Origin of the sequence: Bacillus sp. FF-1, from assembly GCF_028548245.1 — a bacterium.
Classification (GTDB): Bacteria; Bacillota; Bacilli; order Bacillales; family Bacillaceae_G; genus Bacillus_A; species Bacillus_A paranthracis.
Map to the genome: position 1 here is coordinate 878,125 of NZ_JAQQGG010000002.1, position 12,913 is coordinate 891,037.

The window sequence follows — 12,913 nt, forward strand, 5'->3', positions numbered from 1 at the left end:
ACATGTTTTGCTTTCTCTTAGGTGCTTGTCCAATTCACATTATAAAGAGGGATTGTAAAGATAGATGGAGTAAAAAGTTAAGTGTTTTTTAAGAGATTTTGTCGTTTTTTGCACTCCACAATTAGCGATTCACGCCAATCTAGCTTTCTAGCCTTTAACATTACATACATGTAAATTTTGATGTTAAATCTTTTCGTTTCATACGTTGTTTTTATTACTTTTAATTTTCGGGAAAAATCCACTAATTAATAGCGTTATAATCCATACCATTATTAGAATAAAATTTATTGTATTACCGGAATTCAAGCTGAAAACTCTCCACAAATCGGCAGCACAAAAAACGAGAACAGCAGTAATAATAAGTAAAAATGTCCTAACTACTAATTCGATGTAAGATTTCTTCTCTTGCTTAAAAATGAACGTTCTTCTACCTTTGTACAATCTAATCACAAACAGTAGCAAGTACATACCAAGTGCGACTCCAATAACAATTGATGTAATGGAGTTATTTTTTCTCTGCTCAGCTAGAGCGAAGTAACTTTCAGGTAATTTTCCCGTTTCATATTCAATCCATGCGTGGTAAATATCCTGACGTAAGTCTATACCACCTTCACTATTTGTAAGGATTACCAATCCATCCTTTGTATTAGGAATGAAACCATAAAAAGAATGCCAGCCTCGATTGTCACCAGAATGATAAAGTAATTTCCATTGATTAGATAGTTTTTTTTCAAATATACCTAAACCATTCTCCCCTAATACTGGCTTTTGCATTTCCTCAACACGTTCACTTTTGATGACACCATTCCCTTTATTATTTGCATCCATGCTTGCAAGTATCAATGTCATCATATCCGTAACATTTGTCTTGAGACCTGCAGCAGCCTGTTCGGTAAATTGGTAACTAGGGACCTCCTCTCCAAAATATCCATAGACTTTCGAAAGATTAAGATTTTCAGGACGTTGTAAGAATGAGCTAGATTTCATTCCTAAAGGTTTCATAATTTGTTCTTCCATATAGCGATTAAATGGTATTCCGGTAACCTCTTCAATTACAAGTTGTAAAATTGTATATCCGCCACCAGAGTAAATTGTTTCTGAACCTGGTTTATTGGTAACCTCCACTGGTTCATTAAGCCATCCTTTTCCAGACAGAGACTCCTGGATAGAATCAAGATGTTTCCCTGGTGCAACCCCAAGGTATCCTTTATGTGCAGACAGCCCTGCTGTATGACTTAATAATCTTCTGATCTTGACTTCATTATTATTAAACTCTGAATTAGGTAATTTCCATTTGGTCAGATATTTTCCAACGGGATCATCTAGTGATATACGACCTTCATCTACAAGATGCAAGATTCCCCACGCTGTAAGACTTTTAGATATGGAACCAGCCTGAAACAAAGTATCATCACTCACCGCTTTTTTTGTCTTTTTATCTACATAACCATAGTTAAGTGTATAAGCAATACGCCCCTCATGTACAATTCCTATTGCAACCCCTGGTACATTATAATTCCCCTGCCATTTTGGTACCTGTTCATCTAGCTTTTTTTTGAAATCCTCTATACTCCTATCAGTCAACGTGCCCGATTCTGCCCTCACCACATTTGTAAACCATGCTTCATTCGTAATCAATATGCAAATGATTAAACATAAAATGCTTTTGCATATTATCGATGCTTTTTGTCTATTCTTCATTTGTCCTACCCCTTTTTTCAGAATATTCTACCCATCGATCAGAGTATCCCATTCCAATATCCCGTTCTATCGATTTTTATTACTTAACCTTACAAAATTGTAATAAAAATCAAAGATCTACATGCTTAGGGGTTTTACTGTTCTTTATTCGAGGGCAAGAAATTTAATACAAAAAAGACACAGAGATTCCTCCCCATGTCTACTAATTCCTTACTTCTTCACCGCATGCACATAATGCACCGTCTCAAAAGCTTCTAAATAATCATTTCGTCCTTCAAAATATAATTTATTTATGTCTTCTGGTGATAAATGCTCATAAATGAGTAAGCCCGCCTTCTCTAACAGTGCTTCCATTTCGGTATAAGAAAAACATGATTTCATCGGTTCTCCGCCTACCGCTGCCATTTTTACCATATTTTCAACTCGGTTAGACAACCCTTTTTCCGTAAATAAGTTTTCATCGGGATAATCAAAAACGATAGAACTCCCTTCTGGAACCATCTCGAATAGACATTCTATTAAACTAGAAAGTTCCTCTTTCGTTAAATAATACGTAACACCTAATAGGCTAAAGAAAGTCTTTTTATTTTCAAATCCTTCATTCTGTAACTGTTCATAGGAAAATCCTTTCGTAAAATCCATTGAAACAAAATGAAGGTTATTTGGAACTTCAAGTTCTGCTTCTTTTATTCTTTCCTTCTTAAACTGCTGCGTAGAAGGATGATCCACTTCAAATACTTCTATTTTATTTTCTAGTTCTCGGTGTCTAAAACTGAATGTATCCAATCCCGCACCGAGTATCACGTATTGTTTCGCTCCCAGCGTAATCTCGTGTAGTAATACTCTTTCACAATATGCCGCACGCGCTAAAGGTGTTGGTGATAATTGAACTTGTGTAATCCATTTTAATATTTCTTTCGGATTATCTTGAAACTGCTTTGCAATGTCTGTATTGAAAAAATGTATTCCTTGAACCATGTTCATTTCAATGTCGTTACGTTCTTTTTGAGAAATGAACTCTTTAGCTACATAATCATCAAAGATTTTCGGATTATCAAATTCACTATGATATGCCCTTCCGAAAGCTGATACTAACGACGTTATACTTGCTTCACCTTTTTTCACGCACATACACTCCTTCATTTTCACAACAAAATAGGGTTCCCCTGGCCAGGAGAACCCTATTATACACTTTATTTTTATATTGGTAAATTATAGCATAAATAAGTTTTTTTGTCAAGTTTCCAGCCTACTATCACTCCGACACTTTGTATATTCTCTAGCAGGAAAATTGTCGATTCACACAGAATATTCCAGACTATAACAATACACATGGAGGCCAATATGAAACGATTCGTCATTATTACAGTAGGAAAAACACACAGCGGAAAAACTACATTTGCAAAAGCTTTAGAAAAAGAGTTACCCCACTCTTTCGTTATGGATCAAGATAACCAAGCTGAATTTATTAACACGCATTACGAAAAATTACAGCCGGCTGAAGGCCCTAATACATTTAAGCACGGTCTTTCGAAATTCATTGTTGATTATGCGAAAGAACATACGAGTTTACACCTTATTATTTGTAATTCCAATCGCAGTAAAAACGGACGACTATATTTACTAAATGAATTATTTCCGCCAAATGAATATGTACGCATACTCGTTCATTTTGACATTCCAGATGATGTACTTTACGAAAGAGTGGCTCGAAGCACGCGAAGTACGAATATTTTTAGAGGTGGTTATTCTAGTTTTAAAGAAGTGCTAGATCGACAACAGGCTGAATCACTTCACAATGATGTGATAGATCCTGTAGAAAACGAGGCTGATTATTTGTTTGTTATTCGCAATAGTAAAGATGTAAGCTTTACTATTGAAGAAATTGTTCATCTTGCTAAAGATTTGTCCCCTACCCCAAAATAAAAGAATTTAAAAATTACATAATGATAGATTATTATGCAAATCCTTCCTCTAAGCGCCTAACATAGTATATAATGATAAGATAATCTACTTCTATATGCTCATTTTTACACAAAACAGTTCATGCATATGAAAGAAAAGAGGTACAAAAATATGAAAACAAAACAAACAATTGCTGCGTCTACACTAGCTTTAGCGATGATGGCTGGCGCAAACTCTGCTCATGCGGAAGTAAATGATGCTACTCCTCAGCAAAGTACGGGAGATCGATTAGCTGAAATTAAGCAACATAAACAAGAGTTAGATGCGAAATTGCAGCAACACAAAGAAAACGTGGATCAAACATTGAATGAACTTAACAAAGTTAAGGAAAATGTTGATACGAAGGTGAATGAACTACACGAGCGTAAACAAGTTGCCGATGAAAAAATTAACGAAATTAAGCAACGTAAAGAAGAGTTCGATGCAAAACTTCAGCAAGATAAACAAATCGCCGAAGATAAAATCGCTGAAATAAAAGAGCATAAAAAACAAGTAGAAGATAAAGTTGCTGAAGTGAAAGAACATAAGCAAAATATCGATAATAAGGTTAATGAGATTAAAGAACATAAACAAACTGTCGATGAAAAAGTGAATGAAATTAAGCAGCATAAAGAGAACATCGATCAAAAGGTTAATGAACTTAAGGAAGTTAAAAAACAAGTCGATGAAAAGTTAGCTGAGTTAAAGAAAGCGAAACAAACTGCTGAGGACAAACTTGCTGAGCTAAAAGAAAACAAACCGAATACTGGTAACACGTTAGAGGAACTTAAGAAAATTAAAGGTAATTTAGATAGCCTTTCCGCTAACTTAGAACTAGCTAAACAAGATGTGAAAAACAAACTAGCCGCATTACAAGAAGCTAGACAAGATTTAATCAATAAAATTAACGAGATTAAGCAATCGAAACAAACTGTTTCAGACGATTTATCAAAGAAAAAACAAGACTTAGATATTAAAATCAACGACTTTAAACATACTGAGAAAAAAATTGATGACAAATTAGCTGAGTTACACACAACTAAGCAAAATGTAGATAACAAGATCAACGAAGTATCTCAATCGAAACAAACAGAAACAAAGACTGGTACTACAAATGCAAACAATAATGCTAGAGAACTTCCTAATGCTGGTAGTGAGCAATCAAATAATATGGCTTTAGGTATGTTATCTGTATTAGGCGGCGTTTTATTAATTGCGCGCAATAAAATTAAAACGTTATTCTCAAAATAAAGCCATTATACTTATTAGAAATAATTATACAAAGGCCAACCGCATGTACGGTTGGCCCTTTTTCTTTATATTAATTGTCCATCTCTAAGCGTCAATATACGATCACATACATCAAGCATTCTTTCATCATGTGTAATCATAATTGCTGCTTTTTGGCTCTCCTTCACTTCACGTTTCATCATTTCAACAACTTCACGTGCGCGTTTTGAGTCTAAGCTTGCCGTTGGCTCATCCGCTAATATTAAATCTGGGTTATTCATGAACGCACGAGCAATTGCTACCCTTTGTTTTTCCCCGCCAGATAGTTGATTTGGATAATGATTCTTTCTTTCTCCTAATCCAAATGCTGCTAATAAATGATCCGCACGCTTTTCTGATTCTTGTTTACTTTCTTTTTTCAGCTTTGCAATGTAAAGTAACTGTTCCTTCACATTTAAATATGGAACAAGATTTGCAAACTGGAAAATGAAGCCGATTTTTTTCAAACGAATGTCTGTCATTTCCTTTTCTGATAACTTCGTAATATTTTGCTCACGAATGTAAATATCCCCTTTTGACGGTGATAATAGTGCACCCGCGATTGATAATAACGTACTTTTCCCTGATCCAGAAGGACCGACGATTCCGATAAATTCTCCAGCTTTTACATCAAGCGATATCGGATGAAGGGCTGTTACTTCCGTATTCCCTTCCCCATACACTTTACTTACTTTGTCTAGTTTTAATAATGAAGTCATTACATCCCGCCTCCAATTGCTTCTAATGCATCAACTTTTAATACTTGGTATAACGAAATAAGTGTTCCTAAAATACTAATGACGATAAAGATTGCTGCATATTGTGCAATCATCGGTGTTGTTAATAAGAACGGCATACCTGCTGGTAAAATTTGTTCTAACCCTTGTACAAGAACAATACTAATTACCATCGCAACGACTGATAAGAATAACGCCTGCACGACTAAACTATTTGCTAAATACGAATTCTTCGTACCGATTGCTTTTAATACACCTAATTGCTGTGTTTTTTGCAATGTAATGACGTAGAAGAATACACCAATTAATAACGCTGCGATAACAAGTAAGAACGCAATGATCATCGTTAATGTTCCTTGCTCTTCTTTAAATCCTGGAATACTTTGTAGCACTTCTTTTTTGTCAATTACGTGTGCATTTTTAATCTCTTTATCTGTATTCAGTGCAATTGCACTATAATCTTTTTGGTTTGGTTGTGAAATAGACCCCCATACGTCTTCATTTACATAAACGACTGGTGTATGGCTAAACATTTGATCTTTCGTAAATCCAACGATTGTAAATTCTTTCTTTGAGACAGGATCGATAATTGTATCCCCAATATCGATTCCTTTTTCTTTAATGGATTCGTCAGCAACCATTTCGTTGTTTGCTGTACCTAATTTCTCACCTTTTACAATGTTCGGTTCTAAAAATGTATCGCGTTCACTTGAGAAAATAGCGATATCCACTTTTTTCGAACTATCTTTCTTTTCATACGTTGAAACTTTCACGCGAAACGGAACGGCCTCTTTCTCGCCTATTTGATTTACTACGTTATCTACATCGTCTTTCTTAATTTGTGAACGAAGTAATTTATTTTCCGCATCATCTGCTAAAACGAACTTGTTTGCCTCCATATTTTGAATCGATGAAGCATTATCATATGATAATCCATTTGCTAATCCTGAAATCACAAGGACTAAAAATGATAATAACACCATAATCAATCCGATTAATCCGTATCTTAATTTTGATTGTTTTAATTCACGCAGAGCTAAAAACATTTCGCTCGCTCCTTCCTCTTTCTTTCTATGCACTTATCATAAAAAAGAAATATGAACGGAATATGAACAGAAGATTACAGAGATTAAGATTAAATTTTCAGAAAGTATTGAAAACAATCGAAATCCTTGATACAATTCAGTCAAATAATCTTGACCGAGTAATTTCATTTAAGGAGTTGATCATTTTGAAGCCCATGTTCACACTAACTACTTATAGCCAACTAAAAGCAATGAGCGATCCATTACGTGTCGAAATGATGATGCGACTATGCGAACGTCCTTATACAGGGCAACTACTATCTGAGAAATTGGGCATTCCAAGGGCGAAAATTCATTATCATTTAAAAGAATTAGAAAAGAACGGTTTTATAGAAATTGTATATACAGAAGAAAAGAATGGCATCGTTCAAAAGTTTTATCAATCTGTCGCTAGAGGCTTTACCCCTGCTGCAGAACTATTACCTCATTTAGAAATAGTAAGCGAATCTGGTCGCCAAATCTTTTTACAAATGGCTGAAAGAACGAAAAGCCATATTCTCGCTGCACCCGAAGAAGCTTTTACATTACGAAAAGAAAGCGAAGATCCTGCTGATTGGAATTACGTTTCATCTTGCTGGGAGTTTGATGCTACGCCAGAACAATTTCAAGTGTGGGTAAAAAAGTTTTATGAATTAATGTCTGAATTAAACGAAATCACAAAAGGTGCAGATAAAGATCCGAATAGTAAACCTTATTATATTTCTACTACTGCACTTCAAATCGCAGAGAGAACAATGCAGCAATTTATTAAAGAAGAAAAATCGTAATACGATTTTTTTTACATAAAGTGAAACTTTAATCAGTGGGGTTTTGTTCATCCCCCACTGATTATTAGTTGAACCAATCGGGCTTTTACGGGCAGCCCGACCCCCACCTAATTTCTTTGCTTTCGCTGAATTTTGAGATGGAGGTCTTACTGCCCGTTAATGCGGGATAAACGGTCAAATTTATTTTACCGAATAAATTTATTATAAAGGAGTAGATAAAGTGGACATATTAAAAAACCGGAATTTCCTCTTATTATTTTTAGGGAGAATTTTCACCAACATAGGAGATAGCTTATATTACGTAGCAGCAATGTGGCTCGTATATAAGCTAAGTGGTAATCCTTTTTATTCTGGATTGGCTGGTTTCCTTACGTTACTACCTTCTGCATTACAATTTCTTACCGGCCCATTCGTTGATAGATGGCCAATTAAAAACACCCTCGTCATCACACAAGTTTTGCAATGCATTCTTATATTAATCATTCCTATTACACACTACTTCGACCTATTAACAGTCCAACTACTACTCATCATCATGCCCATCGTAGCCTTTATCGAACAATTCGCCTATCCTGCACAGTCAAAAGCTTTACCACTTCTACTGCATAAAACACAATTATTAAAAGGAAACTCACTCTTCTCATTTGCGTATCAAGGCATCGATTTAATTTGTACGACTCTTTCTGGAATATTAGTAGCACTACTTGGCGCAATCTCTTTATATGTAATTGACTCTTTCACATTCGCGATTACTGCCCTTTTGTTCTTTTCATTGAAAATGCCACAGCAAACTGCAGCAAACACATCACTTTCAACTAAACAATATTTCTCTGATTTAAAAGAAGGTTTTTCAATCGTCTTTCGTTCCTTAATGAGCGTATTCTTAATCGGTTCAGTTGTTGCCAATTTTTCTATCGGTATGACGATGGCCATACTCCCTTCTTTCGCTGATTCTTTAGGAGGCGTGAAATCATACGGATTCTTCTTAGCTGCTATATCAGCAGGTAGTCTCATCGGCGCATTATTCAGTTCATGGGTAGGCAAACGTAACGTTGGCCGCGTCTCCATTATTAGTTTTGCGGCTGGCGCTACCTTTTGGTTTCTCTCTACAATCGTACCGTTTCAATGGCTATCTATTTTCTTATTCGGCCTATCTTGGATTCCAATTGGTGCAACCAACATATTATTTGCGACAATTAGCCAAATTGTAATTCCAAACCAATATATTGGCCGCATCAACTCAGTTATGCGAAGTATGGGCACAATTGCTATGCCGTTCGGTTCTTTAATTGGCGGATATGCTGCAAATGTATTTAGTAGCCAACTCATTTTTGCATTCGCTAGCATCGGGATTTTATTTATTTCTCTCGTATGGCTACTCCATCCGAAATTACGAGCATTGCCGAAAGCTGATGAAATTACAGCGGATACTTTTGGTGTTCGGTTTAAGGAAGAGCGCGGGAAAGGTGCGGCTTTATAGCAGGAACAAATATAACCCCGTTCTAAATTGAGGACGGGGTTAAAAATATAATTATTTCATTTTGGATGTAAAATACTTCACTAAAAATAAAGTCATTTGAATATCTAAATTTTATTCAACAATAACACCAACTAAAACGTTCAGTTAACTCTTTGATGGCCAAGACCCTTGCATTTTCCTTAATTGAATAATTTGTCCTGTATGATAAGCATCATGAAGCAAGATGTCCAGTAATTTTCCTTCTAGTGAATTTTGCTCAAGCTCTCTTTCGGAAATTGCACTTAATACTTGTCTTAAATTATGTTGAGCATCTTCAGAACGTTCAACGACTTTCTTCCATTCCATATCATCATTAGATTGCTTAGTAAGATAAAAGGTGTCATTACCGTCAAGATTATTTGTCCATTCCCGGCCTTCCAAATTTGCAGCAAGCCTCTCTTTATAGTAAATAAGATGATTAACGTTCTCCCAAATGGTATTCGTTTCCTCACTAGGTGGTTTCCACATAGCCTGTTCGGCTGTAAGTCCTTCTATAGCATGTTTAAACGGTGCATACCAACTCTCTTTATCGAATGTTGAATCTAATGTGTTTAATAACAAGTCAATTCGTTTCAAAGTAATTTCCTCCCTACACAGTTCAAGTTTTAATACACTCTCTATAACTCTGTAGAGATTCTACATTTTCAAATAAATTCCCTCCTAGTCTCACTCCACAAACTCGTCCGATTATGTAATTAAAATGACTCACATTTTTTCATTTTACATGTACACTAGCAACAAAAAAGAAGAGGCCGTTCCCAAACAGCCTCTTCCCTCTATTTTGGAAGCTCCACCCGAACAGTCGTCCCTTCCCCTTTCGTGCTATAAACTGAAACAGTTCCGTTATGCAGTTCAACAATCTTCTGCACAATCGATAATCCTAAACCGCTACCTTCTACGTTTCTTGCCCTTGCTGTATCCACCTTATAAAAACGATCAAAAATACGATCCATTTCTTCTTTTTCCATGCCGATTCCGTTATCGGATATCGAGATTATAACGCTAGACTCTAACTCTTCGACAAAAAACTCAATGGTCCCACCGTCGTTTGAAAATTTAATGCTATTCGTAAAGATATTACTCCATACTTGATGAAGTAAGTTTTCATCACCTTTTATAGTGATATCTGGCACATCAAATTCAACGGCGATATCTTTCTCACGCCATTTCCATTCGAGCATAAAAATGACGTCTTTAATTTGCTTCTGCAAATTGAATTCTTTTATTTGTAAAACTTTCTCTTCTTTATCTAATGACGCTAGCGTAAGTAACTGTTTACATAAACTAGACATTCGCTTACTTTCGCCCTCAATAATTTGTAAGTAATGGTTTCTTTCTTCCACGCTCATCTTTTCTGTTTGTAATGTCTTCGAAAATCCTTGTATGGAAGAAAGCGGTGACTGGAATTCATGTGAAACGTTCGAAACGAATTCTTGTCTCATTTCATCGAGTTCTTTAATACTTTTCGTCATCTTTTGGAAGCTTGTAGATAACGTTCCTATTTCATCTTTTCGTTTTACATCTAATTCAATTTCATATTCCCCACTCGCAATTTTTTGCGTAGCATTCGTAAATTTACGAATGGGACGAACGATGTAACCTGCTGCAATCGCTATAAAGATAATACTTAATAGTACGATAAACCCAAGTAATACCGCTAAGAAAATTCGCATCTCGCCAAATTGGTTTTGAATGTCAGGACGAATAAATAATGCGTACTGTTTATCACCGTGCTTTACCGGTACACCGACACTATTTATTAATTCATTATCGAAAAAACCAGTAATAAATAGACGAGTCGGATATGTAGAAACACCATTAAACGTTTCCCCTTGCAATACTTTATGAACGGTATCATCACTAATAGACGTCTTACGAAACGCATTGCCGATACGCTTTCCATTCTTTTGATCATCGACAATATAAATTTCATACCCTAGCTTCGCAATAGATTGTAAGTACGCCTCTTGATTTTCTTCGCTTTGCTTTTCATATAACGATTTAACTTCTTCCGCATACTTTAAAATCTTTTCACTATTATACGGTTTTAACTTCACTTGATAATATACGTTCGTTAATAAAAAGCCGATAATACTACTGAGTAGCATAATACCGACCGTCATAAAAACAAATCTAGAGTATAATGATTTCATTTTATTTCAGCTCCAACTTATACCCGAGTCCGCGTACTGTCGTAATTTGAAAATCATCCGTTCGTTTTGAGAAACGATCTCGGAGCCTTTTCACATGAACATCAACTGTTCGTTCATCCCCTTCAAAATCCATTCCCCATACTAGCTCAATTAATTCTTCTCTTGAAAATGTTCTCCCAGGATAACTAGCTAATTGTGATAATAATTCAAATTCCTTTAATGGAAGCAAAATCGTCTGCCCGTTACACTTTACTTCAACACCTTTACGATCAATTGTCGTCCCGTGAAGTGTAATTATGTCCGCACTTAGCATTTGATAACGGCGTAATAAAGCTTTCATACGGAAAATGACTTCAGCTGGTTCAAATGGTTTTACGATATAATCGTCTGTACCAGAAATAAATCCTTTTTCTTTATCGACTAACTGATCCTTTGCTGTTAATAAAATAACAGGAATATCATGATACTTCCGAATTTCTTCACATAACGTATAGCCATCAACGAACGGCATCATAATGTCTACGATCGCAAGATGAATATTTTCCTTCTCTAATACTTCTTGCGCTACCTTTCCATCTTCTGCTTCAAAAACTGTAAACCCCTCTTTTTGTAAATGATAATGTAACAACTCTCTAATATGCTTATCATCATCAGCTAATAAAATATGTATCATCTTCATTAAACCCTCTCTTATTCATCCTTCTACATCAATACATTAAGAAACAATTGGATTTTTTGCAAGAAAAAGAAAAAGAATCTATTTTGAAAAAAGATTATTCAAAATAGATTCTCACGTTTTAGTATTAAGATTATTTTAATCAAAAATAATTTCTAAGCTTTCGAAATATCAACAAATCCTTCTCCGAATACGTCACGAACATCATGTATAGCAATGAACGCAGCTGGATCTGTAGTTTGAACAATCCTCTTTAGCTTCACTACTTCTTGCTTATTAATAACAACGTAAAGAATGTCCTTCGGCGTTTTCGTGTAATAGCCATGACCTGAATACACGGTAACTCCTCTGCCCATTAAGGTTGTTACCTTCCCTGCAATTTCATCTGGTTTATCCGAAATAATCGTAATGGCCTTTTTCGGATTTAAACCTTCAATTACAAATTCCATTACTTTCGTTCCTACATATAACATAATAATTGTCAGCATCAGTTTTTCTGCACCAATGATGAAATAAGATGAAAACGCAACGATTAAATCGAAGAACAGTAGACCATAGCTAATGCTCCATCCTAAATATTTATGCGTCATTCGTGCTAAGATGGTAGTACCTGCTGTCGTTCCACCAACGCGAATGATGAGACCAATCCCGCACCCGATAAATATTCCACCGAAAATGGCATTTACGAGCATTTCATCCGAAGCAATCGTCCATCCTTCTGTTAAATGAAGAAATAGCGAGTTCGTAACTACAGCGATAATCGTATAAATCGTTGTGATTTTATTCAAAAATTTATAACCGACTATTAACAAAATCGCATTTAAAATTAAATTGACTAAACCTGGTGACCATTCAAATAAATAGTACGTAATAATCGTAATACCTGTTACCCCGCCCTCACCAAACTCGTTCGGGATAACAAACAAATTGACACCTAACGCAAAAAGAAATGCACCGATAATAATAAAAATAATGTCTGTCGTTCTTTTTTTCATACAGTACCTCACTTCTTATGTAAATATTTATTCTGTCATAAACTCTCACCATTATATCGTGGAATAT

11 protein-coding genes and 1 pseudogene are annotated in these 12,913 nt (G+C 35.4%); 4 read left to right on the forward strand and 8 right to left on the reverse strand.

Features of this window, described 5'->3' with window-relative positions; genetic code table 11:
• Positions 1–160 precede the first annotated feature (160 nt).
• Positions 161–1,701 (reverse strand): annotated as a pseudogene (locus tag PQF83_RS09945) (serine hydrolase domain-containing protein).
• A 210-nt stretch (positions 1,702–1,911) separates the two neighbouring features.
• Positions 1,912–2,832, reverse strand: coding sequence for a class I SAM-dependent methyltransferase (locus PQF83_RS09950; protein ID WP_033671923.1), 921 nt, complete (start codon positions 2,830–2,832; stop codon positions 1,912–1,914).
• Positions 2,833–3,033: 201 nt separating this feature from the next.
• Here PQF83_RS09950 and PQF83_RS09955 point away from each other — a divergent pair, with 201 nt between their 5' ends.
• On the forward strand, positions 3,034–3,627 hold the full coding sequence (locus tag PQF83_RS09955; protein WP_001997807.1) for an AAA family ATPase: 594 nt from the start codon (positions 3,034–3,036) through the stop codon (positions 3,625–3,627).
• Positions 3,628–3,777: 150 nt separating this feature from the next.
• Positions 3,778–4,896: an LPXTG cell wall anchor domain-containing protein gene (locus PQF83_RS09960; RefSeq protein WP_000851041.1), complete on the forward strand. Its 1,119-nt coding sequence runs from the start codon at positions 3,778–3,780 to the stop codon at positions 4,894–4,896.
• A gap of 65 nt (positions 4,897–4,961) precedes the next feature.
• On the opposite strand, the gene PQF83_RS09965 is transcribed toward PQF83_RS09960, so the two are convergent.
• Positions 4,962–5,633 (reverse strand): ABC transporter ATP-binding protein, encoded by a 672-nt coding sequence (locus tag PQF83_RS09965; RefSeq protein ID WP_000202587.1) that lies wholly within the window; start codon positions 5,631–5,633, stop codon positions 4,962–4,964.
• Positions 5,633–6,697, reverse strand: coding sequence for an ABC transporter permease (locus PQF83_RS09970; protein WP_000477739.1), 1,065 nt, complete (start codon positions 6,695–6,697; stop codon positions 5,633–5,635). The genes PQF83_RS09965 and PQF83_RS09970 overlap by 1 nt, the downstream gene beginning before the upstream one ends.
• 185 nt (positions 6,698–6,882) lie before the next feature.
• Between PQF83_RS09970 and PQF83_RS09975 the strand changes: the two genes are divergently transcribed.
• Entirely contained in the window at positions 6,883–7,503 is a 621-nt protein-coding gene (locus PQF83_RS09975; protein ID WP_000803752.1) for an ArsR/SmtB family transcription factor, read from the forward strand.
• Positions 7,504–7,723: 220 nt separating this feature from the next.
• The gene (locus PQF83_RS09980; protein WP_000353353.1) at positions 7,724–8,983 is read left to right on the forward strand and encodes an MFS transporter; all 1,260 of its coding nucleotides are present in this window, start codon (positions 7,724–7,726) and stop codon (positions 8,981–8,983) included.
• 144 nt (positions 8,984–9,127) lie between these two features.
• On the opposite strand, the gene PQF83_RS09985 is transcribed toward PQF83_RS09980, so the two are convergent.
• The 4 genes from PQF83_RS09985 to PQF83_RS10000 form a co-directional block, all read right to left on the reverse strand.
• Positions 9,128–9,598 carry a DinB family protein gene (locus PQF83_RS09985; RefSeq protein WP_000820999.1) on the reverse strand — a complete coding sequence of 157 codons (471 nt, stop codon included), beginning with the start codon at positions 9,596–9,598 and terminating at the stop codon, positions 9,128–9,130.
• A 200-nt stretch (positions 9,599–9,798) separates the two neighbouring features.
• Positions 9,799–11,175: a sensor histidine kinase gene (locus PQF83_RS09990; protein ID WP_000839500.1), complete on the reverse strand. Its 1,377-nt coding sequence runs from the start codon at positions 11,173–11,175 to the stop codon at positions 9,799–9,801.
• Between the two features lies 1 nt (position 11,176).
• Positions 11,177–11,854, reverse strand: coding sequence for a response regulator transcription factor (locus tag PQF83_RS09995; RefSeq protein WP_000781974.1), 678 nt, complete (start codon positions 11,852–11,854; stop codon positions 11,177–11,179).
• Positions 11,855–12,006: 152 nt separating this feature from the next.
• Entirely contained in the window at positions 12,007–12,846 is an 840-nt protein-coding gene (locus PQF83_RS10000; RefSeq protein ID WP_000747496.1) for a YitT family protein, read from the reverse strand.
• Between the last annotated feature and the right edge of the window lie 67 nt (positions 12,847–12,913).